Annotated in this window: 29 protein-coding genes; 14 read left to right on the plus strand and 15 right to left on the minus strand. The window is 76.2% G+C overall.

The annotated features are described in order from the left end of the window. Window positions 1-7 precede the first annotated feature (7 nt). From pssA to ACI79L_RS15685, 3 genes are read left to right on the plus strand one after another with little or no spacing between them, the layout of a single operon-like run. A complete protein-coding gene (gene pssA / locus ACI79L_RS15675) occupies window positions 8-838 on the plus strand; it encodes a CDP-diacylglycerol--serine O-phosphatidyltransferase (protein WP_456929291.1) in 831 nt (276 codons plus the stop codon). Beyond that, entirely contained in the window at window positions 835-1,326 is a 492-nt protein-coding gene (locus tag ACI79L_RS15680; protein ID WP_456937687.1) for an N-acetyltransferase family protein, read from the plus strand. The genes pssA and ACI79L_RS15680 overlap by 4 nt, the downstream gene beginning before the upstream one ends. 4 nt (window positions 1,327-1,330) lie before the next feature. After that, window positions 1,331-2,116: an HAD-IIA family hydrolase gene (locus ACI79L_RS15685; protein ID WP_387990193.1), complete on the plus strand. Its 786-nt coding sequence runs from the start codon at window positions 1,331-1,333 to the stop codon at window positions 2,114-2,116. 25 nt (window positions 2,117-2,141) lie between these two features. Here ACI79L_RS15685 and ACI79L_RS15690 read toward each other — a convergent pair whose 3' ends face one another. Further along, entirely contained in the window at window positions 2,142-2,615 is a 474-nt protein-coding gene (locus tag ACI79L_RS15690; protein WP_456937688.1) for a hypothetical protein, read from the minus strand. 81 nt (window positions 2,616-2,696) lie between these two features. Between ACI79L_RS15690 and ACI79L_RS15695 the strand changes: the two genes are divergently transcribed. Together ACI79L_RS15695 and ACI79L_RS15700 are read left to right on the plus strand one after the other, a co-directional pair. Further along, a complete protein-coding gene (locus ACI79L_RS15695; protein WP_456937689.1) occupies window positions 2,697-3,719 on the plus strand; it encodes a diacylglycerol/lipid kinase family protein in 1,023 nt (340 codons plus the stop codon). 318 nt (window positions 3,720-4,037) lie between these two features. Next, window positions 4,038-4,286, plus strand: coding sequence for a WhiB family transcriptional regulator (locus ACI79L_RS15700; RefSeq protein WP_456929286.1), 249 nt, complete (start codon window positions 4,038-4,040; stop codon window positions 4,284-4,286). Window positions 4,287-4,483: 197 nt separating this feature from the next. Here ACI79L_RS15700 and ACI79L_RS15705 read toward each other — a convergent pair whose 3' ends face one another. Then, window positions 4,484-5,983, minus strand: coding sequence for a sensor histidine kinase (locus ACI79L_RS15705; RefSeq protein WP_456937690.1), 1,500 nt, complete (start codon window positions 5,981-5,983; stop codon window positions 4,484-4,486). A 43-nt stretch (window positions 5,984-6,026) separates the two neighbouring features. On the opposite strand from ACI79L_RS15705, the gene ACI79L_RS15710 reads away from it, so the two are divergent. Then, a complete protein-coding gene (locus tag ACI79L_RS15710; RefSeq protein ID WP_456937691.1) occupies window positions 6,027-6,533 on the plus strand; it encodes a GNAT family N-acetyltransferase in 507 nt (168 codons plus the stop codon). Between the two features lie 10 nt (window positions 6,534-6,543). Here the strand turns inward: ACI79L_RS15710 and ACI79L_RS15715 are convergent, their stop codons facing one another. Then, window positions 6,544-8,115: a WS/DGAT/MGAT family O-acyltransferase gene (locus ACI79L_RS15715; protein WP_456937692.1), complete on the minus strand. Its 1,572-nt coding sequence runs from the start codon at window positions 8,113-8,115 to the stop codon at window positions 6,544-6,546. 179 nt (window positions 8,116-8,294) lie between these two features. On the opposite strand from ACI79L_RS15715, the gene ACI79L_RS15720 reads away from it, so the two are divergent. After that, a complete protein-coding gene (locus ACI79L_RS15720; RefSeq protein ID WP_456937693.1) occupies window positions 8,295-9,020 on the plus strand; it encodes an esterase/lipase family protein in 726 nt (241 codons plus the stop codon). 16 nt (window positions 9,021-9,036) lie between these two features. Here ACI79L_RS15720 and ACI79L_RS15725 read toward each other — a convergent pair whose 3' ends face one another. Further along, window positions 9,037-9,261 (minus strand): biotin/lipoyl-binding carrier protein, encoded by a 225-nt coding sequence (locus ACI79L_RS15725; protein ID WP_387990214.1) that lies wholly within the window; start codon window positions 9,259-9,261, stop codon window positions 9,037-9,039. A gap of 63 nt (window positions 9,262-9,324) precedes the next feature. Then, a complete protein-coding gene (locus tag ACI79L_RS15730) occupies window positions 9,325-10,374 on the minus strand; it encodes a biotin carboxylase N-terminal domain-containing protein (RefSeq protein ID WP_456937694.1) in 1,050 nt (349 codons plus the stop codon). A gap of 178 nt (window positions 10,375-10,552) precedes the next feature. Between ACI79L_RS15730 and ACI79L_RS15735 the strand changes: the two genes are divergently transcribed. Further along, window positions 10,553-10,627 (plus strand): 50S ribosomal protein bL37, encoded by a 75-nt coding sequence (locus ACI79L_RS15735; protein ID WP_014377707.1) that lies wholly within the window; start codon window positions 10,553-10,555, stop codon window positions 10,625-10,627. 81 nt (window positions 10,628-10,708) lie between these two features. Here ACI79L_RS15735 and rsrA read toward each other — a convergent pair whose 3' ends face one another. Further along, the gene (rsrA, locus tag ACI79L_RS15740) at window positions 10,709-11,047 is read right to left on the minus strand and encodes a mycothiol system anti-sigma-R factor (RefSeq protein ID WP_456929280.1); all 339 of its coding nucleotides are present in this window, start codon (window positions 11,045-11,047) and stop codon (window positions 10,709-10,711) included. Next, window positions 11,044-11,760 carry a sigma-70 family RNA polymerase sigma factor gene (locus ACI79L_RS15745; protein ID WP_387990223.1) on the minus strand — a complete coding sequence of 239 codons (717 nt, stop codon included), beginning with the start codon at window positions 11,758-11,760 and terminating at the stop codon, window positions 11,044-11,046. The genes rsrA and ACI79L_RS15745 overlap by 4 nt, the downstream gene beginning before the upstream one ends. A 220-nt stretch (window positions 11,761-11,980) precedes the next feature. On the opposite strand from ACI79L_RS15745, the gene ybaK reads away from it, so the two are divergent. Next, complete coding sequence (gene ybaK / locus ACI79L_RS15750; RefSeq protein ID WP_456937695.1) at window positions 11,981-12,454, plus strand: Cys-tRNA(Pro) deacylase; 474 nt, start codon at window positions 11,981-11,983, stop codon at window positions 12,452-12,454. Between the two features lie 80 nt (window positions 12,455-12,534). Here ybaK and ACI79L_RS15755 read toward each other — a convergent pair whose 3' ends face one another. Both ACI79L_RS15755 and ACI79L_RS15760 read right to left on the minus strand, forming a co-directional pair. Continuing rightward, window positions 12,535-14,031: a fused MFS/spermidine synthase gene (locus tag ACI79L_RS15755; protein ID WP_456937696.1), complete on the minus strand. Its 1,497-nt coding sequence runs from the start codon at window positions 14,029-14,031 to the stop codon at window positions 12,535-12,537. 74 nt (window positions 14,032-14,105) lie between these two features. After that, on the minus strand, window positions 14,106-14,852 hold the full coding sequence (locus ACI79L_RS15760) for an SOS response-associated peptidase (RefSeq protein ID WP_456937697.1): 747 nt from the start codon (window positions 14,850-14,852) through the stop codon (window positions 14,106-14,108). A gap of 156 nt (window positions 14,853-15,008) precedes the next feature. Between ACI79L_RS15760 and ACI79L_RS15765 the strand changes: the two genes are divergently transcribed. The 4 genes from ACI79L_RS15765 (at window position 15,009) to ACI79L_RS15780 (ending at window position 19,254) form a co-directional block, all read left to right on the plus strand. Continuing rightward, window positions 15,009-16,475: an NAD-dependent succinate-semialdehyde dehydrogenase gene (locus ACI79L_RS15765; RefSeq protein ID WP_456937698.1), complete on the plus strand. Its 1,467-nt coding sequence runs from the start codon at window positions 15,009-15,011 to the stop codon at window positions 16,473-16,475. A 40-nt stretch (window positions 16,476-16,515) separates the two neighbouring features. Next, window positions 16,516-17,796, plus strand: a complete 1,281-nt coding sequence (gene aroA, locus ACI79L_RS15770) for a 3-phosphoshikimate 1-carboxyvinyltransferase (RefSeq protein WP_456937699.1) — start codon at window positions 16,516-16,518, stop codon at window positions 17,794-17,796. A gap of 140 nt (window positions 17,797-17,936) precedes the next feature. Further along, window positions 17,937-18,809: a ribosome small subunit-dependent GTPase A gene (gene rsgA, locus ACI79L_RS15775; RefSeq protein ID WP_456937700.1), complete on the plus strand. Its 873-nt coding sequence runs from the start codon at window positions 17,937-17,939 to the stop codon at window positions 18,807-18,809. Between the two features lie 13 nt (window positions 18,810-18,822). Next, complete coding sequence (locus ACI79L_RS15780) at window positions 18,823-19,254, plus strand: VOC family protein (protein WP_456937701.1); 432 nt, start codon at window positions 18,823-18,825, stop codon at window positions 19,252-19,254. On the opposite strand, the gene ACI79L_RS15785 is transcribed toward ACI79L_RS15780, so the two are convergent. Next, window positions 19,251-19,877: a hypothetical protein gene (locus tag ACI79L_RS15785; protein WP_456937702.1), complete on the minus strand. Its 627-nt coding sequence runs from the start codon at window positions 19,875-19,877 to the stop codon at window positions 19,251-19,253. The genes ACI79L_RS15780 and ACI79L_RS15785 overlap by 4 nt on opposite strands. 101 nt (window positions 19,878-19,978) lie before the next feature. Beyond that, window positions 19,979-20,515 carry a DUF2087 domain-containing protein gene (locus ACI79L_RS15790; RefSeq protein ID WP_456929271.1) on the minus strand — a complete coding sequence of 179 codons (537 nt, stop codon included), beginning with the start codon at window positions 20,513-20,515 and terminating at the stop codon, window positions 19,979-19,981. A gap of 252 nt (window positions 20,516-20,767) precedes the next feature. Here ACI79L_RS15790 and ACI79L_RS15795 point away from each other — a divergent pair, with 252 nt between their 5' ends. Further along, window positions 20,768-21,577: an inositol monophosphatase family protein gene (locus ACI79L_RS15795; RefSeq protein WP_456929269.1), complete on the plus strand. Its 810-nt coding sequence runs from the start codon at window positions 20,768-20,770 to the stop codon at window positions 21,575-21,577. 54 nt (window positions 21,578-21,631) lie between these two features. On the opposite strand, the gene ACI79L_RS15800 is transcribed toward ACI79L_RS15795, so the two are convergent. The 4 genes from ACI79L_RS15800 to ACI79L_RS15815 form a co-directional block, all read right to left on the minus strand. Then, a complete protein-coding gene (locus ACI79L_RS15800) occupies window positions 21,632-21,820 on the minus strand; it encodes a hypothetical protein (protein ID WP_456937703.1) in 189 nt (62 codons plus the stop codon). An 86-nt stretch (window positions 21,821-21,906) separates the two neighbouring features. Continuing rightward, entirely contained in the window at window positions 21,907-23,223 is a 1,317-nt protein-coding gene (locus tag ACI79L_RS15805) for an FGGY family carbohydrate kinase (protein WP_456937704.1), read from the minus strand. Further along, window positions 23,220-23,723, minus strand: a complete 504-nt coding sequence (locus tag ACI79L_RS15810; protein WP_456937705.1) for an XdhC family protein — start codon at window positions 23,721-23,723, stop codon at window positions 23,220-23,222. The genes ACI79L_RS15805 and ACI79L_RS15810 overlap by 4 nt, the downstream gene beginning before the upstream one ends. Beyond that, the gene (locus tag ACI79L_RS15815) at window positions 23,720-24,730 is read right to left on the minus strand and encodes an aldo/keto reductase (protein WP_456937706.1); all 1,011 of its coding nucleotides are present in this window, start codon (window positions 24,728-24,730) and stop codon (window positions 23,720-23,722) included. Before ACI79L_RS15815 ends, ACI79L_RS15810 begins: the two co-directional genes overlap by 4 nt. Window positions 24,731-24,787 lie beyond the last annotated feature (57 nt).

The following is a 24,787-nucleotide window of genomic DNA, read 5'->3' on the forward strand; positions in this document are numbered from 1 at the left end:
CCCGACGGTGCCCAGTACCGCCTCGGGAGAGGGGCGGCCGGCCCCCACCCGGCGCACGGCCACGGTCGAGTTCGTCCGCGGGTCGGTGCGCGGCAGCCGCCGGCGCGCGCTGGCGACCCTGCCCAGCCTGTTCACCCTGGGCAACATGATGTGCGGCTTCGCCGCCATCCTCGTGTCCATCCGCGGCCAGTACACGCTCGCCGCGGTGCTCATCGGCCTGTCGGTGCTGTTCGACATCACCGACGGCGCGGTCGCCCGGCTGGTCGGCGCGGTGAGCGCCTTCGGCCTGCAGTTCGACTCGCTGGCCGACCTGGTGTCCTTCGGCCTGGCCCCCGCGCTGCTGGCGTTCACGCTGTTCTCCGAGGGCCGCGACGAGTGGGACCCGCTGGGCTGGGTCGTGTGCTTCCTGTGGGTGGCGTGCGCCGCGATCCGCCTGGCCCGCTTCAACACCACCATCGACCCGACCGCGGACAAGCGGTACTTCACCGGCATGCCCAGCCCCGGCGCGGCCGGCGTCGTGCTCGCCTCGGTCTTCGCCTTCGGCGACCAGATGCAGGGCCGCGACCGGCTGTGGGTGCTGCTCATCGTGGCCGTCCCCGCGCTGCTCATGGTCAGCACCATCCGGTTCCGCTCGTTCCGGTCGCTGGTCAGCCCGAAGAGCGGCCGGCCCTACGGCCTGGTCGCCGCCGCGGTCGCGCTGGTGGTCGGGTTCGCCACCGTCCCCGTCGTCACCGGCTGCGTGCTCGCCTACGGCTACCTGCTGGCGCCGGTCCTGGTCCCCCTGCTGTCCCCCCTCGCCCGGCTGGTGCCGGCCCGCCTCCGTGAGGTGCTCACGTGACCGTCCGCCCGATCCGTCCCGACGACGTCCCGGCCGTGGTCGGCCTGGTGCGCGAGCTCGCCGAGTACGAGAAGGCGGCGCACGAGGTGCGGCTGACCGAGGAGCAGCTGCACACCGCCCTGTTCGGCGACTCGCCCGCGCTGTTCGGGCACGTGGCCGAGCGCAAGGGCGCCGTCGTCGGGACCGCGCTGTGGTTCCTCAACTTCTCCACCTGGCGCGGCACGCACGGGATCTACCTCGAGGACCTCTACGTGCAGCCGCGGCACCGCGGCGGCGGCCTGGGCCGGGAGCTGCTGCGCACCCTGGCCGCCACCTGCGTCGAGCGCGGCTACGACCGGCTGGAGTGGTCGGTGCTCGACTGGAACGAGCCCTCGATCGCGTTCTACCGGGCCGCCGGCGCGGTCCCGATGGACGAGTGGACGGTGTTCCGGCTCACCGATGAGGCACTGGCCGGTTTCGCGGCCGACCGGCGCGATGCGGCAGTCTGACGCGGTGACCATCGAGCGCGGCCCCGCGGAGTGCTGGCTGACCGACATGGACGGCGTCCTCGTGCACGAGGGCCAGGCCCTCCCGGGCGCCGCCGAGTTCCTCGCCCGGCTGGTGGACCAGGACCGCCGTTTCCTCGTCCTGACCAACAACTCGATCTTCACCCCGCGCGACCTGTCCGCCCGACTGTCGCGCTCGGGCCTGCAGGTGCCCGAGACCTCGATCTGGACCTCGGCCCTGGCGACGGCGGACTTCCTGTCCACCCAGCTGCCCGGCGGCTCGGCCTACGTCATCGGCGAGGCGGGGCTGACCACCGCGCTGTACGAGGCCGGCTACACCCTCACCGACACCGACCCGGACTTCGTCGTCCTCGGCGAGACCCGCACCTACTCGTTCGAGGCGATCACCCGGGCGATCCGGCTGATCGGCACCGGCGCGCGGTTCATCGCCACCAACCCCGACGTCACCGGGCCCTCGCCGGAGGGGCCGCTGCCGGCCACCGGATCGGTCGCGGCGATGATCACCGAGGCGACCGGCGCCAAGCCCTACTTCGTCGGCAAGCCCAACCCGATGATGTTCCGCAGCGCGATGAACCGGATCGACGCGCACTCGGAGAGCACGGTGATGATCGGCGACCGGATGGACACCGACGTCGTCGCCGGCATCGAGGCGGGGCTGGAGACGATCCTCGTGCTCACCGGCTCGACCACCGCCGCGGACGTCGGCCGCTTCCCGTTCCGGCCCAGCCGGGTCCTCGACTCGATCGCCGACGTCGTCGACCTGGTCGTCTAGCGCGGGTGGTCCAGCGCCCGGTCGTTCAGCGGTCCAGGAAGGCCAGCCGCGCCTCGGGCGTGAACAGCAGGTACAGCTCGGCGACCGCAAGCACGATCAGCGGGATGCCCAGCAGCGGCTGACCGCCGGGGAACGCGGTGCTGTAGCCGAACAGCCCGAGCAGGATCTGCAGCACGACGACCGGCCCCCGCGCCCACCCCGACAGCCGCCGCAGGCCCACGGCGGCCGCGGCCAGGACGACGCCGAAGATGCCGACGTAGACCACCTCGGCCAGCGCGCGGGCCACGCTGTCGGGGTCGCTGGTGAGCGTCAGCCACAGGATGACCAGCGCCCCGCCGAGCAGCAGGGCCGCCTCGATCGCGGCCACCAGCGCCGCCCGGACCACCGCCGGCGGGGCCTCGGGCCGGGCCGGCCGCGGCGGTCGGGCGGAGGGCTGCGCGGCGCCGCCGAGGAGCCGCTCGGCCCGGCTGGGGCGGCGGGTCGCGTCCTCGTCCGTCACAGGAGCGAGGCTACGCGTCACCGGTCACGCGAGGTCCCGTCCGTGCCCGTCGGGGGCCCCGGTGCTGGCTAGCCTGACCCCATGCGTGCGCTCGTGGTGGCCAACCCCGCGGCGACGACGACCACCGGCCGGGTCCGGGACGTGCTGGTCGGCGCACTGGCCAGCGAGCTCAAGGTCGACCTCGCCGAGACCACCCACCGGGGGCACGCCCGCGAGCTGGGTCGGCAGGCGCTGGCCGACGGGTTCGACGTCGTCGTCGCGCTCGGCGGGGACGGCACCGTCAACGAGGTCGTCAACGGCCTGCTGACCGACGGGCCCGGTGAGCACGTGCCGACGCTGGCCGTCGTCCCCGGCGGCTCGACCAACGTGTTCTCCCGCGCGCTGGGCCGCTCCCGCGACCCGGTCGAGGCCACCGGCGAGATCCTCGACTCGCTGCGTGCCGGGCGCACCCGCCGCGTCTCGCTCGGCACCGCCAGCGCCACCGGCACCAGCACCGCGCCCGCGCGCGGGGTGGACCCGGGCGTCGCCACCGCCGTCGCCGAGGTCGACGCCGCGGCCGACCCCGGCTGGACCGACCCGCGCTGGTTCGTCTTCGCCGCCGGCCTGGGCTTCGACGCCGACGTCATCGCCCGGGTGGAGGCCCAGCGGGCGCGCGGCCGCCGCTCCACCGGGGCGCTGTACGTCCGGGAGGCCACCCGGGCGTTCGTCCTCGGCCGCGAGCGCCGCCGTCCCGCCGTGACGCTGTGCGTCCCGGGCTCCCCCGACCTCGACGGGCTGTTCCTCTGCCTGGTCTCCAACGTCAGCCCGTGGACCTACCTGGGCTCCCGGCCGGTGAACCCGAGCCCCGAGGCCTCCTTCGAGGCCGGCCTCGACGTGTTCGCCCTCGGCCGGATGGGTGTGCTGCGGATGCTGCACACCACCCGGCAGGTGCTGGCCCGCCGCCCCGACGCGCGCGGCCGCGGCGTGCACCGCCTGCACGACCTGGCCGGCTTCGAGCTGCGGGCGTCCCGCCCGCAGGGCTGGCAGCTCGACGGGGACCACCTCGGGACGGCGACCGGGCTGCGCGTGCGGTCGGTGCCGTCGGCGCTCGCCGTCATCGCCTAGCGCACCGCCTGGCGCGCGGAGCCCTCCACGGCGTCCCGAGGACACGCCCGGAGGGCCCGTGTCAAGCACCACCGCACCGCCGAGTGGCGCCCCTAGCACGCCCGTGGTGAGGTTGCTCACGAGGGGTCGACCCAGGGCCCCGGTGCGCTTGACACGAGTTCCTCAGGTGAAAACATCGCGAGAGGAACGCAACCTGCCGGTAACAAGCGGTGGGCGGTCGCTGGAACGAGGCGCTGGGCAACCGGTGTCGCGCCCGCGCATGCGGCCCGATGTCAGCGATCTGCAAGCAATGTAGTCGACACCGAGGAGTGCACAGACATGGACTGGCGCCACCGCGCGCTCTGCCGGGACGAGGACCCGGAGCTGTTCTTCCCCATCGGGACGACCGGCCCGGCCCTCGTGCAGATCGAGCAGGCGAAGGCGGTCTGCAACCGCTGCTCGGTCGTCGAGTCCTGCCTCGACTGGGCTCTGCGCTCGGGTCAGGACTCCGGCGTGTGGGGCGGGCTGTCCGAGGACGAGCGGCGTGCTCTCAAGCGCCGTCAGTCCCGCACCCGCGTCCGCGCCTGACGCAGCAGCTGCCGGCACCCGCCGGCTGAGCAACGGCGCGAGGCCGGTCCCCCGAGCGGGGACCGGCCTCGCGCCTTCTCAGCGACACCGTCGTCCTACCGGACGACACCGCGGCCAGGTGCCGTCCCCCAGCCACGCGGAGCCCACCCGCCCGCTCCTCGCGGAGGCCTCCGGCCCCCACTCGTCCCGGGCAGCGCCTAGCGGCGCGGTCGCCCAGCCCCGGGGAGCTCGAGGACGACCTCGGTGCCCGGCCGGCCGGGACCCGGCGGCTCCTCCGGCGTCCGGATGAGCAGCGACCCGCCGAGCTCGCTGGTCACCAGCGTCCGCACGATCTGCAGGCCCAGGCCGTCGCTCCGCGCCGGGTCGAACCCCTCCGGCACCCCCTGCCCGTCGTCGCGGACGCGCACCACCAGGTCGTCGCCGTCGCGCTCGGCCGCCAGCTCGATCGAGCCGGGCTGGCCGTCGACGGGGAAGGCGTGCTCGGCGGCGTTGTGCAGCAGCTCGGTGACCGCCATGACCAGCGGCGTCGCGGTGGCCGCGGGCAGCTCGCCGAAGGCGCCCACCCGGCGGGTGCGCGCCGCCGGGCCGATCGAGGTGAGGTCGCCGAGCATCGGCAGCACCTGGTCGAGCACGTCGTCGACGTCGACCACGTCCTCCCGGCTGCCGGCCAGCGTCTCGTGGACGACGGCGATCGAGGCCACCCGCCGCACCGACTCCTCCAGCGCCGCCCGCGCGGCCGGCTCGGTCATCCGCCGGGCCTGCAGCCGCAGCAGCGCGGCGACCGTCTGCAGGTTGTTCTTCACGCGGTGGTGGATCTCGCGGATCGTCGCGTCCTTGGTGAGCAGCGCCCGGTCGCGGTCGCGCAGGTCGGTGACGTCCCGGACCAGCACCAGCGCGCCCTCCTCGGCGCCCGGGGCCTGCAGCGGCAGCGCGCGCACCAGCAGCGTCGCCGACCGCCCCACGACGTCGGTCGGGTCGGGGAACCGCCCGGCCACCGCGGCGGCGATGGTGGCCGCGACCGCCTCCCCCGCCACCCGGTCCGACGACGCCGCCCGCGTCACCCGGGCCAGGTCCGTGCCGAACAGGTCGCCGGTCACCCCGAGGCGCCGGTAGGCCGACAGGGCGTTGGGGCTGGCGTAGACCGCGCGGCCGGCGGCGTCCAGGCGCACCAGCCCGTCCCCCACCCGCGGGCTCATCTCGGCGTCGAGCAGCTTCTCCGGCGGGAAGGTGCCGGCCGAGACCATCAGGCAGAGGTCGGCGGCGATGTCGAGGTAGGTCAGCTCCAGCGTCGACGGCGACCGGGTCACCGCCAGGTTGGTGTCCTTGGCCAGCACCGCGACGACGACGCCGTCGTGCCGCACCGGGATGACCTCGCGCCGCCGCGGGCTGGTGCCCGACCAGTCCGGCTCCCCCTCGGTCACCGGCCGGCCCTCCCGGTGCGCCAGCCGGAACGGGTCGGCGTCGGGGCCGTCGACCTCGCTGCCGACCAGGTCCTCGGGCTGGCTGGTCGGCGCGGTGAGCGGGCGCACCTGCGCCACGCACCACCACGCGCCGGTGCGCAGCGGCACCCACAGGGTGAGGTCGGCGAAGGCCAGGTCGGCCAGCAGCTGCCAGTCGGCCACCAGGCGGCGCGCGTGGTCGACCTGCGACGGGGCGGTCGCCGCGCCGCGGTGCAGGCGCTCGGAGAGGGTGCTCATCGTCCCCGAGGGTAGGGCGGGCCCCCGCCTAGGCTGGGCACCCGTGGCCGCACCGTCCCTCGTCCCCCCGCCCGCGACCGTCGACGACGCCGTCCCCGCCGACTGGCCGGCCATCGCGGATCTGACCGTCGGCGTCTACCGGGACGAGCGGCTGGCCTCCGAGGCGTACCTGCCGCAGCTGGCCGACGTCGAGGGCCGCGCCTCCCGGTCGCAGCTGCTGGTCGCCCGGGACGGGAACCGGGTCGTCGGCGCCGTGGCGCTGGTGCTCGACGGCGACTTCGGCGAGATCACCGAGTCGCCCGAGGAGGCGGCGTTCCGGATGCTCGTCGTCGACCCGGAGGCGCGCGGCCGCGGCGTCGGCGAGCTGCTGGTGACCGAGTGCCTGCGCCGGGCCCGCGCGGCCGGCAAGCGGCGCATGCTGCTCTCGACCGACCCGGTGATGGCCGCCGCGCACCGGCTCTACGCCCGGCTCGGCTTCACCCGGCTACCCGAGCGCGACTGGGCGCCGCGCCCCGGCATCGACCTGCTGGTCTACGCCCACGACCTCTGACCGGGTCCCCTCAGCGCCGCGCGCGGGCCGGACCGCTGCCGCGGGACCGGGCGGGACGGCGGGGTGGGGGCGCGGCCGCCTCCGGCGCGGGCACCTGCACGCCGGCCGCGGCGGCGAGGGCGTCCAGGTCGTCGAGGATGTCGCGGAGCAGCACGTCGACGTCCGGGAGCAGCTCGGCGCACGACACCAGGCCCCAGTCCAGGCGGTCGAGGTAGCTCTGCACCGTGATGTTCAGGCCCTGCCCCTCGACGATCGTCGAGACCGGGAAGTAGTGCTCCAGCCGCGCGCCCGCGGCGTAGAGCGGCGTGCGCGGACCGGGCACGTTGGAGATGACGAGGTTGCCCGGGCTCAGGCGGGAGCCCAGCCGCAGCCGGGCGCTGAGCCGCATCGCCCGCGCGAAGACCGCCGGCGGCGGGAACTCGGCGAAGTCGGTGAGCCGCTCGGCGGGCAGCGCGGAGAAGATCTCCTTGCTGCTGCTCATCGCCTCGTGCACGCGGCGGACCCGCCGGACGGGGTCGGGCTCGTCGGTCGGCAGGACGGCCGAGAGCATCGACACCCGGTTGGTCCAGCGGTCGGTCTCCTCCCCGGTCCGCACCGAGACGGGCACCAGCGCCACGAGCGGGTCCGACGGCAGCGCCCCGCGCCGGTCCAGCCAGGTGCGCAGGCCGCCGGCGCACGCGGCCATGACGACGTCGTTCACGGTGGCGCCCAGCGCGGTCTTGACCTGCTTGACGACGTCGAGCGACGTCGAGCGGATGGCGAGCTTCCGGTGCGGGGTGATGGGTCCGTTGAACGGCGTGCGCGGCGGCCGGACGCTCGGCACCGGCGGCGGCTGGTCGGGCTCCTCCGGGCGGTGCCGGCCGAGGTTGAGCACGGTGCCCAGCGGCCCGCGCAGGCTGCGCCGGACGTCGTTGGCCGCCCGCACCAGCACCGGGTTGCGCGTGGCCCGGCCGATCTCCCGGGCGCTCCACGCGGCGAGCAGCACCCCGCGCGCGGGCTTGCGGGCCAGGCCGAGCGCGCCGCGCGCGAGCATCTCGAGGTCGCCGGGTGGCCGCTCGGGCGTCCACGTCCCGGTCTCGGCCTCGGGCGGCGTCCGGTTGCCCTCGGGGGTGTCGTCGAGCATCAGCGTCATCAGCTCCACGCCCGACGCCCCGTCGATGGTGGCGTGGTGGACGATCGTGAGGACGGCGAAGCGGTGGTCGGCCAGCCCCTCGATGACGTAGGACAGCCACAGCGGCTTGCGCCGGTCCAGGGGCCGGGAGACCAGGCGCGCGGCCAGCGCGGCGAGCTGGTCGTCGCTGCCGGGCGGCGGGACGGCCGTGTGCCGGACGTGGAAGTCCAGGTCGAAGGCGGGGTCGGCGACCCAGTAGGGGTGGTCCAGGCCCAGGGGCACCTCGACCAGGCGCCGGCGCAGCGGCTCGAGCAGGTGCAGCCGCTGCTCCAGCTGCGCGCGCCACGCGTCGTAGGGCCGGTAGGCGGGGTCGTCCGGGCGGGAGTAGATGGACAGGCTCGAGACGTGCCCGAACTGCGCCGACGTCTCCAGGTGCAGGAACGTCGCGTCCAGACCCGACAGCTGCTTCACGTCCGCTGGCCTCCTCGGGAGACGGCGGGGTGTGCGCCCCGGCCGTGTGCACGAGTGTGTCAGGGGCCACACTTCCCTGCACCGGACGGTCGAGGGAGCGGAGACCCCACATGCAGACGACGGCGCATCCTTCCCGGACACCGGACCGGGAGGCTCCCCCGTGGATCGGGGCGTCCCCGGTGGCGGCGCTGCTCGCGGCGCAACGGCCGTGGCGCGAAGCGGCCGCGCTGGCCCGCTCCCCCGTCTGGCGGGGGCACGGCGTCCCGCCCGGCGGCGGCCTGCCGGTCCTGCTCGTGCCCGGCTTCCTCGCCGGGGACCCGTCGCTGTCGGTGCTGGAGCGCTGGCTGCGCGCGCGGGGCTACCGGACGTGCACCTCGCAGATCCGGGTCAACGTCGACTGCACCCGCCTGGCGGTGGAGCGCCTGGAGCGCCGCCTCGTCGAGTTCACCGACCGGACGGGCCGGCCCGCGGCGGTCGTCGGCCAGAGCCGGGGCGGGCTGTTCGCCAAGCTCGTGGCGATGCGCCGGCCCGACCGGGTCGCCGGGATCGCCACGCTCGGCAGCCCGAACGTCGACCACATGGCGATCAACCCGCTGGTGGCCGCGCAGGTGCGGCTGGTCGCCGCGCTGGGCAGCGCCGGGATGCCGGGGCTGTTCCGCGACGACTGCCTCGACGGCGGGTGCGCCGGGGAGCTGGCCGAGGACCTGGCCCGCCCCTTCCCCGCCGGGGTGCCGTACCTCTCGGTCTACTCGCGCAGCGACTGGGTCGTCGACTGGCACGCGTGCCTGGACCCGGACGCCGAGAACGTCGAGGTCGACTCCAGCCACGTCGGCATGAGCGTGCACCCGGGGGTCTACCGGCTGCTCGGGGACCGCCTGGGCGACCTGACCCGCCGCGCGACCTGAGCCGCCGGGACCGCGGTCAGGCGTCGGCGACGGTGGCGATGAGGTCGCCCTCCTGCAGCACCTCGCCCTCGACGACGTGCAGCTCCTGCACGACGCCGGCGCGCTCGGTGAGCACGGGGATCTCCATCTTCATCGACTCGAGGATCACCAGGGTGTCCCCCGCGGAGACCTCGCTGCCCGGGCTCACCAGCACCTTCCAGACGCTGGAGACCATCTCGGCGTGGATCTCCTCGACTGCCACGCGGCACCTCCTCGCTGAGCGGAGCCCCCATCCAAGCACGGGCCCCCGCGGCCCGGCGGTCGCTCAGGAACCCGGCGCGAGCTCCCCCTCGGCCAGCCGGTGCAGCACCGCGCAGACCTCCTCGCCGTCGTGCGGCACGCCCGTCTCGGGCAGCCCGGACAGCGCGGCGGCGGCCGCCCGCGCGGCGGTGGCGGTGTCGGGCGCCCCGGCGCTCACGGTGGCCAGCAGGGCGTCGTACCAGCCGTCGAGCCGGTCGCCCGGGTCGTAGCCGCTGACCGCGACCACCTCGGTCCGCCCGGTGGTGCCGCGCAGCCGGCCCGCCGCGGGCAGGGCGCCGGTCACCCGGCCGGCCCGCCCCGGCGGCAGCGTCGAGCGCAGCTGGACGGCGACCGCGGCCCGCGGCGGGTGCTCGTCGGCGGCGCGGCGGCGCGGCGCGCGGCGGCCCACCGCCGCGGCCAGCGCGAGGTCGACCGCGTCCACCTGGTGCGCCCGCTCGAGCACGGCCATGTCGAGGGAGAAGCCGGCCGCGACCTCCCCCAGCTCGCCGTCCTCGGCGACGCCGACGGTGACCAGCCCGCGCCAGCCGACCTCGGCCAGCCGCTTCGCGCCGGGCGGCACGTCGCCGGCGGGGTCGGGCGTCCAGGACACCCGCGCGATGCCCGCCGCCCGGTCGCGGGCGACCGCCGTCGGGAAGCGCAGGCCGTCCTCGGTGACGACGGCGAGCAGGCCGTGCTCGCTGGCCGGCTCCACGCCGTCGCCGCCGAGCCGCTCGAGCACCTCGGCGGGCGGGCCGACCCAGGTGAGCCCCGCCGCGGCGACCTCCCCCGCCAGCGCGGCGTTGCCGGCCAGCGCCGGCGGCACGGGCAGCACGGCGCGGGCGCCACTGCGGCGGGCGGCCTCCACGATCCGGTCGACGGCGAGGTAGGACTCCGCGGCGGGCGCCGGGCCGAGCAGCACCGCGTCGTCGGCCAGGCGCACGTGCCGGGCCGAACGCTCGGCCTCGGAGTAGACGGCCACCGACTTCACGTCCAGCCGGGAGCAGGCCGCGATGACCGCGCACGCCGCGGGCCCCCGTCCCGCCACGAGCACGCTGTCGATCCCGTGCTGGGCCACGCTCCCCGGCCTCCCGTCCCCGCGCCGGGCCGTCCGCCCGGTCTCCCTGCCATCGTGCCCCGCGCCGCCGACACCCACGCCACCGGGCGGGGGCCTCCTCACCCGCTGTGGGACCCTGGGTACGACCTCGGACACTCCGGACCACACTCCGGACCACGACGACGAGAGGAGGGCGGCGATGTCCAAGCGTGGACGCAAGCGGCGCTCCCGCAAGGGGAACAAGGCCAACCACGGCAAGCGCCCCAACGCCTGACGACGGCCCTCGCGGGCCCGACACGACGACGCCCCGCACCCGGAGGACCGGGGGCGGGGCGTCGTCGTGTGCCGGGGTGTGTCAGGCGTCCTCGGACCAGTCGGTCCGGACCACCTCGGTGCTGACCTTCTCCACGCTGATCTGCGTGCCGTCCTCCTCGAAGGAGACGGTGGTCAGCTGCATCTTGATCCGATCGCGCAGGCCCGACGGCGTCGGGTCACCGCCGCAGCGGCGGCGGACCAGCGCCTTGAACTCCTGCTCGATGCCGAACTGCCGCAGACACGGGGAGCAGTCCTCGAGGTGCTCGGCGATGACGGCGCGGCGGGCGTCGTCGGTCTCGCGGTCGAGGAACTCGAAGACGTGCGACAGGACGTCGTCGCACGAGGAGATCTCGACCGGACGCTCCTGCTCGGTGCTCACGACCGCCCCTCCTCACCGGCTCCGGCGCGGACGAACCCGCGCTCACGGGCGTAGTCGGCCAGCAGCTTCTGCAGGCCCCGCCGGCCACGGTGCAGCCGGGACATCACCGTGCCGATGGGCGTGCCCATGATCTCGGCGATCTCCTTGTAGGCGAAGCCCTCGACGTCGGCGAGGTACACCGCCAGCCGGAAGTCCTCGGGCAGCTGCTGCAGGGCCTCCTTGATGTCGGAGTCCGGCAGGTGGTCCAGCGCCTCGATCTCCGCCGACCGCAGCCCGCTGGAGCTGTGCTCCTCGGCCGCGTAGAGCTGCCAGTCCTGCACCTGGTCGGTGGGGTACTGCTGCGGCTGCCGCTGCTTCTTGCGGTAGCTGTTGATGTAGGTGTTGGTCAGGATCCGGTACAGCCAGGCCTTGAGGTTCGTGCCCTCGGCGAACTGGTGGAACGCGGAGTAGGCCTTGACGAACGTCTCCTGGACCAGGTCCTCGGCGTCGGCGGGGTTGCGGGTCATCCGCAGGGCCGCCGGGTAGAGCTGGTCGAGGTAGGGCAGCGCGTCCCGCTCGAAGCGGGCGTCGCGCTCCGCGCGGGTCTCGGCGACCTCGGTGCGGCTGCCCCCCTCGCGGGCCTCGGGCACCTCCACCGGAGCCCCGACCACCTGCTCGCGCGGGGTCTCGACCGGCTCGACGGCGGGGTTCCCGCCCGGGGTCTCCTCAGGCACCGACCGTCCTCTCTGCGGCGCCCGGAGGCGGGCTGCCACGTCGGTCGATCCTAGTCGCGCGGCGTCGGGCCGGCCCGGGGGCCGCCGGCGCGGGGCCCGCGTGCGGGCGTTGGAGACGGTGCTGCTCACGGTCCCTGCAACGGTGCCCGGCGGTGGGCTCATTCCCCGGCCGCGGGAAGTCGGCGGCGGTCCGCGCGGGCGCTGGCTACAGTGCCCGGCCGTGGCGGCGACCCCCGCGGTGCGGGCCCTGGAGAAGGCGGGGGTGGCGCACACCCTGCACCCCTACGACCCCGAGCACACGAGCGACCAGGGGCACGGCGAGGCGGCGGTGGCCGCGCTCGGCGCCGACCCGCGCCAGGTGTTCAAGACGCTGGTCACCCGCGTCGACGGCGCGCTGACCGTCGCCGTCGTCCCGGTGAGCGGCACGCTCGACCTCAAGGCGCTGGCCGCCGCGGCCGGCGGGCGGAAGGCCGCGATGGCCGACCCGGCCGACGCCGAGCGCACCACCGGCTACGTCCTCGGCGGGATCAGCCCGCTCGGCCAGCGCAAGGCGCTGCCGACCGTGGTCGACGACTCGGCGCTGGGGTTCGCCACGGTGATGGTCAGCGCCGGCCGGCGCGGGCTGCAGGTGGAGCTGCCGCCGGGCGAGCTGGTCCGCCTGACCCGCGCCCGCACCGCCCCGATCGGCCGCTGAGTTCCCCGCGATCATGGCGCGGTGACCACGATCCGGCCCCGCGGAGTGGTCACGGCGCCATGATCGCGGGGGACTCCCGGTCAGGTGCCGGGGGCGCCGTAGGGGGTGAGCAACTGGTCGACCGGCGCGGCGTCGTCGGTGAGCACCTGCGCGTCGCCGGCGAGGGCGGCCACCTCCGCGGACGGGGCGACCTGCCAGGTCGAGTCCTGCGCCAGCAGCGCCTCGGCGAGCGCGGCCTCGTCCAGCGGCCGGTGCGAGGCGACCGCGACGACGTTGCCGCCGTCCTCACCGGCCAGCACCGGGGCGCGCGCGAGCAGCAGCACGTGCGGCCACACCGCGCGCATCGTGGCCAGCTCCGCGCGGACGAAGCCCAGCGGCGGGTGGTCGATGAGGTTGGCGACGTACACGCCGTCGTCGGTGAGCGCCCGGTCGACCAGCTCCAGCGCCTCCACGGTGGTCAGCTGCCAGGGCACCGACAGGCCGCCGAAGGCGTCCCCGACGACGACGTCGCGGGTGCCGGCGGGCTCGGCCGCCAGCCCCACGCGGGCGTCGCCGACCCGCACCTGCAGCCGCTCCGAGGTCTGCAGGCCCAGCTGCTCGCGGTCGATGGCGACGACGCCGGGGTCGACCTCGAGCACCAGGCTCTCCGTGCCCGGACGGACCTCGGCGAGGTACCGCGGCACGGTCGCCCCGCCGCCGCCCAGGTGCAGCGCCGACAGCGACTGCCCGGCGGGGGCCAGGACGTCGGTGACCGCGGCGATCGCCCGGACGTACTCGAACTCCAGGTACGTCGGGTCGGCGAGGTCGACGTAGCTGTGCCGCAGCGTGTCCAGCACCAGCACCCGGCCGGTCTCCCGCTCGGGGTCGGCCACCACGCGGGCGCAGTGGTAGGAGGTCTCCTCCTCGCACGGCGTCGGCGCGACCGCCGCCAGGAGCGACCCGGTGACGGCGAGCAGCAGCAGCGCCGTCGGCACCCGGCCCGCCCCGCCCGGCGACCGGCGGCGCAGCAGCAGGAACACGGCGACGCCGGCGACGACGGTCACGAGCCCGGTGCCGACGAGGATGCCGCTGCTGGGGAAGACCGCGATGAGCACGAAGCCGGTGGCGAAGGTGGCCGCGATCCCGCCGAGCGTGCCGATGCCCGACAGCTTCCCGACCACCGAACCGGTCTCGGCCAGGCTGGCCAGCTGCAGCTTCACCACCATCGGCGGCACCGCCGACAGCAGCGTCGCCGGCACCACGATGGCGACCGCGGCCAGCAGCAGCACGGCACCGGCGTCGGGACCGGTGAGGAACGACCCGGTGAAGCGCACCAGCGGCAGCACGGCGATCACCAGCGCCCCGCCGGCGACCAGCAGCGGCGCGATCAGCCCGCGCGGGTCGCGGCGGTCGGCGGTGGCGCCCCCGGCCCAGGCGCCGACCGCGATCGCCGCCAGCGCGAAGCCGATGACCGCGGTGTTGGTCTGCAGCGTGATGCCGACGTAGGGGGCGATCAGCCGCAGCCCGACGATCTCCAGCACCAGCACCGCACCGGAGGCGAGGAAGGTGACCCCGGCGGCCACCCAGCGGGGCAGCACGGGACCGGCGGGCGGCTCGGCGGGCGGGTCGGAGGGGACGACGGCGGACGCGCGCTCGCTCAGGGGACGGCTCCTCAGAAGAGCGCGGGCTGGTCGGCCGGGGCGCCGGCGCCCTCGACGCGGGCGACCAGCTCGGCGCCGTTGTTGCGGACGTTGTTCACCGCGGGGCTCACCGGGCGCAGCTCCAGCCCCTCGACCACCGACGGCGGGGTCGGCTCCGCGAGCGCCTCGACGTCGTCGCGAGCGGGGTCGAGCCAGTCGGCCCACCGCTCGCGCGGCAGCACCAGCGGCATCCGGTCGTGGATCTCGGTGAGCGCGCCGACGGCGGGCGCGGTGACCACCGTGCAGGTGTAGAGCCGGTCCTCGCCCTTGCCCCACACCTCGTAGAGCCCGGCCATGGCCAGCACCGACCCGTCGGCCGGGGTGATGAAGTAGGGCTGCTTGCCGGGCGAGTCGAGCTTCTTCTGCCACTCGTACCAGCCGTCGGCCGGGACCAGGCACCGGCGGGAGCGGGCGGCCGAGCGGAACGCCGGCTTCTCGGTGAGCGACTCGACGCGGGCGTTGAGCAGCCGGTTGCCGACCGACACGTCCTTGGCCCAGGAGGGCACCAGGCCCCAGCGGACCGCGCGCAGCTCCCGGTGCGCCTCGCCGGTGGGGCTGCCCTCCGGGTCGCGCTCGCGCTTGGTGCGGACCACGTAGACGTCCTTGGTCGGCGCGACGTTGAAGTCGGCCCGCAGCGGCTCCTGTCCCTCGGCGGGGACGGCCTCGAACTCGACGACGAGGTCCTCGGGACGGCGGGTGGCGGCGTAGCGACCGCACATGGCTGGTCCTCCCGGCTGTCGGGCCGGCCCGGGACGGGCCCGCGGGACCGACTCTAGGCGGCACCGGGGACAGCGGGAGCGCCCTCCGGGGCCCCGGGTGGGCCCCGGATGGGCCCGGGGTGGAGACCCCGGCGAGCAGAGACGAGGATCACGCGCGTGACCGCGACACAGAACCCACCGCAGGAGCAGCCGAAGACCGCGAGCGAGTCCGCCGAGCGGCGCTACGCGACGGTCAACCCCTTCACCGGGGAGACCGAGAAGGAGTTCGACTTCACGCCCACCGAGGCCATCGACGGCATCATCGGGACCGCGCACGCCGCCTACCAGGAGTGGCGGCAGCGCCCGGTCGAGGAGCGCGCCGGCGTCGTCCGCCGCGCCGCGGAGCTCATCGACGAGCGCCGCGAGGACCTCGCCAGGCTCATCACCACCGAGATGGGCAAGCGGCACGAGGAGGCCACGGGCGAGCTCTACCTCTGCTCGATGATCCTCAAGTACTACGCCGACAACGGCCCGTCGTTCCTCGAGCCCAAGCCGATCACGCCCCTCATGGGCAAGGGCGAGGCCGTCGTCGAGACGCAGCCGATCGGCGTCCTGCTCGCCATCGAGCCGTGGAACTACCCCTTCTACCAGGTGGTCCGCGTGGCCGGCCCGAACCTGGTGCTGGGCAACACCGTCATCCTCAAGCACGCCGAGATCACCCCGCAGTGCGCCGAGGCGATCGAGCAGCTGTTCACCGACGCCGGCGCGCCGGAGGGCGTCTTCACCAACACCTTCCTGCGGATCGCCGACGTCGAGCAGGTCATCGCCGACCCGCGCATCCAGGGCGTGACCCTGACCGGCAGCGAGCGGGCCGGCAGCGCCGTGGGCGCCCTGGCCGGCAAGCACCTGAAGAAGTCGGTGCTCGAGCTCGGCGGCAGCGACCCGTTCATCGTGCTCGACGCCGAGGACCTCGGCGCCACGGTGAAGGCCGCCACCATGGGCCGGATGCAGAACACCGGCCAGGCGTGCACCGCGTCCAAGCGGCTGATCGTCACCGAGGAGCTCTACGAGCCCTTCGTCGAGGGCCTCAAGCAGGCGTTCTCCACCTTCTCCCCCGGCGACCCGGCCGACCCGTCGACGTCGCTGGCCCCGCTGTCCAGCGAGCGGGCCGCGCAGGACCTGCACGCGCAGATCCAGGACGCCGTCGACAAGGGCGCCACCGTGGTCGCCGGCGGCAAGCGGCCCGAGCACCCCGGCGCGTTCGTCGAGGCGACGATCCTCACCGACGTCACCCCGGAGATGCGCGCCTACAGCGAGGAGCTGTTCGGCCCCGCAGCCGTCGTCTACAAGGTCAAGGACGCCGACGAGGCGGTCGCGCTGGCCAACGACAGCGCCTTCGGCCTCGGCGCCACGGTCATGAGCAGCGACCTCGACCGCGCCCGGGCGGTGGCCGACCGGCTCGAGGCCGGGATGGTGTGGATCAACCAGCCCACCGGCTCCTCCCCCGAGCTGCCCTTCGGCGGGATCAAGCGGTCGGGCTACGGCCGCGAGCTGTCCGAGCTGGCGGTGTTCGAGTTCGCCAACCGGCGGCTGGTCCGCACGGTCCCGGCGAAGAAGCAGGCCGCTCCCCCGGTCGGCGGCTGAGCGTGGGCGGCGTCGTCCGGACCGGGCAGGATGGTCTCCCGTGAGCCAGGTCTGGACGACGCCGCACCGCCCGACCCCCGTGGACGCCGTCGTCCCGCTGCCCGGGTCCAAGTCGATCACCGCGCGGGCGCTGGTCCTGGCCGCGCTCGCCGACGGCCCGAGCCGCGTCGTGCGCCCGCTGCGGGCCCGCGACACCGACCTCATGGCCGCCGGGCTGCGCGCCCTCGGCGTCGGGATCGCCGAGGACGGCGCCGACTGGCTAGTGACCCCCGCGGGGCTGCGCGGCCCGGCGGAGGTCGACGCCGGCCTGGCCGGCACCGTGCTCCGCTTCCTGCCGCCGGTGGCCGCGCTCGCCGACGGCCCGGTCCGGCTCGACGGCGACCCGCGGCTGCGCGAGCGCCCGAACGCCGGGCTGGTCGCCGCACTCCGCGACCTCGGCGTCGAGGTGGACGACGGCGGCCGCGGCCGGGCGCCGTTCACCGTGCACGGCACCGGCGCGGTCCGCGGCGGGGCGGTGACCGTCGACGCGAGCGAGTCCTCGCAGATCGTCTCCGGGCTGCTGCTGGCCGCCGCCCGCTTCGACGAGGGCCTCGACCTCGCCCTGGCCGGTGGGGTGCCGTCGATGCCGCACGTGGAGATGACCGTCGCCGCGCTGCGCGAGCACGGCGTCGACGTCGCGGCGACCGACCGCGGCTGGCGGGTCGCCCCCGGGCGGCTGGCCGCGCTCGACCGCGTCGTCGAGCCCGACCTGTCCAACGCCGCGCCGTTCCTCGCGGCGGCGCTGGTCACCGGCGGGCGGGTCACCGTGCCCGACTGGCCGGCGGTGACCACCCAGCCCGGCGCGCAGCTGGACGCGCTGCTGGGCGCGATGGGCGCCGAGGTCGAGCGGACGCTGGACGGCCTGCGGGTCACCGGTACCGGCCGCATCGCCCCCCTGGTCGCCGACCTGGCCGACGTCGGCGAGCTGACCCCGGTGCTCGCCGCGCTGTGCGCGCTGGCCGACGGGCCCTCGCGCCTGACCGGCATCGCCCACCTGCGCGGCCACGAGACCGACCGCATCCAGGCCCTCGACGACGTGCTCACCGCCGTCGGCGCCCGCGTGCGCCAGCTGCCCGACGGCCTGGAGGTCGAGCCGGGCCCGCTCCGGCCGGCGCTGCTGGACTCCTACGCCGACCACCGGATGGTGCACGCCGCGGCCGTCCTCGGCCTGGCCGTCGACGGCGTGCGGGTCTCCGGGCCCGAGGCGGTCACCAAGACGCTGCCGGACTTCCGCGAGCGCTGGGCGGGCATGCTCTCCGCGACCGCGGGGGTGGCCTCCTGAGCCGCCGTCACGACAGCCGCTCGGACGAGGACGACGTCCGGGTCCGGCCCAGCCGGCGCGGCTCCCGCCCGCGCACCCGCACCCGCCCGGCGCACTCCGACGCCGTCCCCGGCCTGGTCATCGCGGTCGACCGCGGCCGGATGACCGTCCGGGTCCCCGGTCCCGACGGCGCCCCTCTCGAGGTGACCGCGATGCGCGCCCGGGAGCTGGGGCGGCACGGCGTCGTCGTCGGGGACCGGGTGCGGCTGGTCGGCGACACCAGCGGCCGGCCCGACACCCTCGCCCGGATCGTCGTCATCGAGGACCGGACGACGTCGCTGCGGCGCACCGCCGACGACACCGACCCCACCGAGCGGGTCGTGGTGGCCAACGCCGAGCAGCTCGTCGTCGTCACCTCGGTCACGGACCCCGACCCGGCGCTGGGGTTCCTCGACCGCTGCCTGGTGGCCGCCTACGCCGGCGGGCTGGAGCCGCTGTTCTGCCTGACCAAGACCGACCTGGCCAGCCCGCAGGCGCTGCTGGACCGCTACGCCGGGCTGGACGTCGGCGCGGTGCCGGTGTCGCGGGAGACGCCGCTGGACCCGCTGCTCGACCGGCTGGAGGGGCGCACCAGCGTGTTCGTGGGCCAGTCGGGCGTGGGCAAGTCCACGCTGGTGAACCGGCTGGTGCCCGAGGCCGGCCGGGCCATCGGCGAGGTGACGAAGGTCGGCAAGGGGCGGCACACGTCGTCGTCGGCGGTGCTGTTCGACCTGCCCGGCGGCGGCACGATCGTCGACACCCCCGGCATCCGCTCGCTGGGGCTGGCGCACGTCACCGCCGACGACGTCGTCGCGGCCTTCGACGACCTCGCCGAGGCCGCCGTCGACTGCCCGCCCGGGTGCGGGCACTCCGCCGACGACCCCGACTGCGCCCTGGACGCCTGGGCCGCCGCCGGCCCGCCCGGCCGCGCCGAGCGGCTGGCCAGCGTGCGGCGGCTGCTCGACGCCGTGGGCCAGGTCGGCCCCGGCTACTGACGGGAGGTCACCCATGGACCAGCAGGTCCACTTCCTGACCCTGGCCACCGCCGACCTCGACGCCGCGCGGCGGTTCTACGTCGAGGGCCTGGGCTGGACGCCGCTGCTCGACGTGCCCGGCGAGATCGTCTTCTTCCAGGTCGCGCCGGGCACGGTGCTGGCCTTCTTCGAGACGGCGAAGTTCGCCCAGGACCTCGGCACCGGGCCCGCCCGGCCGGAGGTGTCCGGGCTGACGCTGGCGCACAACGTCGGCGACCGCGACGCCGTCGCCGCGCTGTGCGAGCGGATGGCCGCGGCGGGCGGCACCGTGCTCACCCCGCCCGAGGAGGGCGCCTTCGGCGGCGTCTTCCACGCGCTGGTGCGCGACCCGAACGGCGTCGTCTGGGAGATCGGGCACAACCCCGGCTGGTCGGTCGACGCCGACGGGACCGTGCGGCTCGGCTAGCCCCGTCCGGGACCCACGAACAGCCGGTCGGGCACCGGCTCGTCGACCGCCTCGATGCGCAGGTCGTGCGTCTCGCCCGCGTAGGTGCCGTCCAGCGGCTCCGCCCACACGCAGACGCCGGTCCGCACGTCGAGCCGGACGAGGTGGGCGGTCGGGTACTCGACGCCGTCGGGGACGCTCCCCCACTCGAGCTCGTCGACCCGGCGGCTGCGCAGCAGCGGGCAGCACCCGCAGCGCGGCTCGTACCGGTCGGTGGGCACGACCAGCGCCTCCCAGGCCGGGCGGCCGGCGTGCTCGACCTCGCGCAGGCCGTCGACGGTCAGCGCCGGCCCGGCGGGCGCCCCGGTGTCCGGGTCGACGCCGTCGGCGAGCTCCCGCGGCCGCAGCTCGGCCACCCAGCGGTAGTCCTGCCACATCGGGTCGTCGCCCGCGCCGGCCTCCCGGACGACGCCGAGCAGCCGGCCGGCGGCGTCCTCGACCCGGAGCCGGTCCGGCCGGCGCAGCCAGGCGCGGACCGGCTCGGACCACGTCCACCCGCGGCGCCGGCGCTCGGTGAACCGCAGCGTCGCCCACCGGTCCGGGGAGGACCGGGCGAGCGCGCGGAAGGCGTCGGCGTCGGGCACGCCCGGCAGTGTGGCCCCGCGGCCGCCGACCTGTCCCCCGAGTACTCGTGCTCTGCCCCGCCCGTGGGGGCAGAGCACGAGCGTCGGCAGGAGCAGGTCGGCTAGACGTCGACCCAGCCGCCGGTCCGCCAGTAGAGGCCGGACTCGCGGGAGAGCAGTCCCTCGTCGACCAGGTAGCGGCGCAGCGCCGCGGTGTCGGGGTGCCAGACGGCCAGCAGCGCGTTGACCTCGCGCTCGGGATAGCGGACGCCGACGTCGAACACCCGCACCACGTGCTCGAGCACCAGGCGCCGCTTGCTCTGCTGCGCCGGGATGGTGGTCAGCCGGCCGTCGCGGATGAACGCGGCGAGCACCGCGGACTCGGCCGGGTCGTCCGACAGCGGCTCCGGCGCCGGTGCCGCCTCCGCCGCCGCGCGGGCGGCGGCGCCGAAGCGGTCGGTCAGCAGCTCGAGGACGTGCCCGTCGCGGCGGACCAGCCCGGCGCGGGCGAGCCGGCGGGCGGCGAGCGCGACGTCCTTGAGGGACAGGCCCGAGGCCGCGGCGACGTCCTCGATCGTCCCGGCGCCCAGCGCCAGGGCCGCCACCACCTTCAGCCGGGTGGGGTCGGCCAGGAGCCCCACGATCGTCGCCGCGTCCATCCCCTCGACGGTATCCGTGCATCGGAGCACGTGGGCGGGGGTGGCCGCACCGGCATGGTGAGCCCCATCGAGCTCCAGAAGGCCCTGAAGGGCATGGACTCCCGGCGAGCGAGGAGCAGATCCTCGAGCACGCCGAGGGGGCGGACGAGGAGGTCCTCGACGCGCTGCGGAAGATCGCGGACCGCGAGTACGAGGGGCCCAGCGGCGTCAGTGCCGCCGTCTTCGACCGACCGCCCGCTAGGTTCGGTGCCCATGACACCGGGCCGGGACTTCACGGGGGACATGCACCTGGCGCACGTGCTGGCCGACCAGGCGGACTCCATCAGCATGGAGCGGTTCCGGGCGCTCGACCTCACCGTCGAGACCAAGCCGGACCTGACGCCGGTCACCGACGCCGACCGCGCCGTCGAGGAGCAGCTGCGCATCACCCTCGCCCGGGCCCGCACCCGCGACGCCGTGCTCGGCGAGGAGTTCGGCGTCACCGGGCACGGCCCGCGGCGCTGGGTGCTCGACCCGATCGACGGGACGAAGAACTTCGTCCGCGGCGTGCCGGTGTGGGCGACCCTCATCGCGCTGTTCGACGGCGACGAGGCGGTCGTCGGCCTGGTCTCGGCGCCGGCGCTGAACCGCCGCTGGTGGGCGGCCAAGGACGTCGGCGCCTGGACCGGGCGGCGGCTGGAGTCGGCCACCCGGTGCTCCGTCTCCGGCATCACCGACCTCGGCGACGCGAGCCTGTCCTACTCCAGCCTCTCCGGCTGGGAGGAGCGCGGCCTGCTCGACGGCTTCCTCGACCTCACGCGGTCGGTGTGGCGCACCCGCGCCTACGGCGACTTCTGGAGCTACGTGCTGCTGGCCGAGGGCGCGGTCGACGTCGCCTGCGAGCCCGAGGTGTCGCTGTGGGACCTCGCCGCGCTCGACGTCATCGTGCGCGAGGCCGGCGGGCGGTTCACCGACCTCACCGGCGCCGACGGCCCGGCCGGCGGCAGCGCCCTGGCCACCAACGGCGCGCTGCACGACGCCGCGCTGGCGCACCTGCGCCTGCCCGACCCCGCGGCCCGGTGACGACGACGGCGGCCCCTCCCCGGGATCGGGGAGGGGCCGCCGTCGCGTCGTGGCTCAGGCCGTGGGGCGCGGGCCGCCGCCGGTGCCGCGGCCACCGGTGAACCGGCGGCGGGCGTCGTCGATCCGTGCCTTGGTCCTGGGGTCCTTCGCCAGCTGCTGGGCCTTGGCCGACACCTGCTTGAGGGTCTGCTGACCCTTCGGGCTGCGGGCTAACTGGGCCACCTTGTCGAACACCGACGCCATCTCGCGTGCCTCCTCTCGCCGGGGCCCGTCCTGGGCCCGTCGTCGAGGTCAACGGTGCCCGGACCGGCACCGTTCCATGCGGCCGGTCAGGCCCGCCGCGGCTCGACCGGCACGCCGGCGCCGCGCCCGGCCAGCACCGCCGCCCCGACCGCGGACGCGCTGCGCAGCGGCAGCCACGTCACCGGCCGGCCGAGCAGGGCGGCGAGGGTCTCCCGCACCAGCGGCGCGCGTCCCCCGCCCCCGGTCAGGACGACGGGCCCCTCGGGCACCTCCCCGAGCAGCCCGGCCGCCGCGGCGACCGCGGACAGCACCCCCTCGACGGCGGCCCGGGCGAGGTCGGCGCGGGTGGTGCCGGCGCCCAGGCCGCTCCAGCCGGCGCGGTCCCCGGGTCCGGCCACCCCGCCGCGCTCGCCGGTGAGGAACGGCCGGAACACCGCTCCTCCGGCGCCGGGGGGCGAGGTGGCGGCCAGGTCGAACAGCGCGGCGGGCGGGACGCCGAGCACGCCGGCCACCCAGGTCCACGCCGAGCCGCCGTTCTGCAGCGCGGCCATCGCGTACCAGCCGTCCTCGGCGTCGGCGTAGCCGTGCACCGGCGGGTCGTCGGCCGGGGCGGGCGTCCAGCCGGGCCGCAGCACCTGCGCGCCGGTGCCGAGGTTGACCTGCAGCCCGGCGGTGGTGCCGGCCGCGAGCAGCGCCAGCGGGGTGTCCCCGCCACCGACGACGACCGGGACCTCCGCCCCGCCGAGCACCGCCGTCCCGGCCACCTCCGCCGAGGGCCGCACCGCCGGGAGCAGGCCGGGCGGCACCCCGGCCGCGGCCCGCGCGGCGGCGGACCAGCCGTCGGCGACGACGTCCCACAGCAGCGTGGCCGAGGCGTCGCTGCGGTCGGTGACCCGCGGGTCGGTGCCGGGCAGCAGCGTGGCGCGGAGGGCGTCCTTGGGCAGCAGCACGGCGGCGGCGCGGTCGACCAGGTCTGGCCGGTGCGCCGCCAGCCAGGCCAGCACCGGGCCGGTCATGCCCGGCACCAGCGGGTTGGCCAGCGCGGCGCGGTCGGGAGCCGGCAGCGCCCGCCACCGGCCGACCTCCGCGGCGGCCCGCTGGTCCGGCCACAACACCGCGGGCGCGAGCGCGGCGCCGGCGTCGTCGACGAGCACCGTGCCGTGCATCTGGCCGGACAGTCCGAGCCCGGCCACCGGCCGGCCGGCCAGCGCGGGCAGCAGCCGGGCCAGGGCGTCGTCGAACGCCGCCCGCCAGGTGCCGACGGCGCACTCGGCCCAGCCCTGCCGCGGGCTGTCCACGGGGTAGCCGGCCTCGGTCCCGGCGACGGTGCCGCCGTCCTCGCCGAGCGCGACGAGCTTGAGCCCGCTGGTGCCGAGGTCGGCACCGAGCAGGACGGCGCTCACCGCGGGCCGTGCGCGAACCCGCCGGAGCGGCCGGTGCGGTCGGCCAGCAGCCCGGCCAGCGTGCTCAGCGCGATCTCCGCCGGCGCGCGGGACCCGATGTCCAGCCCGATCGGCCGGTGCACCCGGGCCACCTCCTCCGGCGGGACGCCGAGCGCGGCCAGCGCCGCCACGTGCGGGCCCTCGTGCCGCGGGTTGCCCATGACGCCGACCCAGCGGACCCGGCGGGCCAGCGCGTCGCGCAGCACCTCGCCGAGCTCGGGACGGTGGTGGTCGGTGACGACGACGTCGGCGCGGTCGAGGTCGAGGGCGTCCTCGAGGTCGGCCAGCGTGCGGGCGGCGTCCCCGCCGGCCGGGTCGACCAGCGCGGTGCGGAAGCCGAGCTCGGCGCCCCAGCGCAGCAGCACCTCCGCGACCGGCGAGGCGAACACCGCGACCAGCACCCGGTCGGTCGGCGGGGCGGCCGGCGCCCCGTGCGCGACGCCGCAGGTCGGGTCGCTCACGCGGCGCGCTCCGGGCTGTCGCCGTAGGCGTACCCGGCGTCGGCGTACCGGCCGCCGACGGCGACCCCGGGCGGGGCGATCTCGCCGAGCCGCGCGAGGTCGTCGGCCGACAGCTCGACGGCGAGCGCGCCGGCGTTCTCCTCGAGGTAGGACCGCCGCTTGGTGCCGGGGATCGGGACGACGTCGGGGCCCTGGGCGAGGACCCAGGCCAGCGCCAGCTGCCCGGGCGTGCAGCCCTTCTCCGCGGCCAGCGCGCGGACGGCGTCGACCAGGCGCAGGTTCGCCGCGAACGCCTCCCCGGTGAACCGCGGGTGGGTGCGCCGCCAGTCGTCGTCGGCGAAGTCGTCGGGGCTGGTGATCGCGCCGGTGAGGAAGCCGCGGCCGAGCGGGCTGAACGGCACGATGCCGACGCCCGCCTCGCGGGCGACCCCGAGCACCTCCGTCTCCAGGTCGCGGGTCCACAGGGACCACTCGCTCTGCAGCGCCGCGATCGGGTGCACGGCCACCGCCCGGCGGACCGACGCGGCCGACGCCTCCGACAGCCCGAGGTACCGGACCTTGCCCTGCTGCACGAGCTCGGCCATCGCCCCGACGGTGTCCTCGATCGGCACCCGCGGGTCCACCCGGTGCTGGTAGTACAGGTCGATCGCGTCGACGCCGAGCCGGCGCAGGCTGGCCTCGGCGCAGGCGCGCACGTTCTCCGGCCGGCCGTCGATGTCCATGCCCCCGCGGTCGTTGCGCCGCAGCGAGAACTTCGTCGCCAGCTGCACCTCGTCGCGCCGGCCCCGGATCGCCTCGCCGACCAGCTCCTCGTTGTGCCCGTCGCCGTAGACGTCGGAGGTGTCGAGGAAGGTGACGCCGAGGTCGAGCGCGCGGTGGACGGTGGCGATCGACTCGTCACGGTCGGCGGCGCCGTACATCTGGCTCATGCCCATGCAGCCCAGGCCGAGGGCGGAGACGACCAGGCCGTCCCGGCCGAGGGTCCGGGGAGACGCAGGAGAGGTCATGCCCGCATCCTCGTCCCGCCGCGAGCGGCCCCGCCACCGGCCGTTTCCGGCCCGGGC

This window comes from Geodermatophilus sp. SYSU D00684 (genome assembly GCF_054050455.1).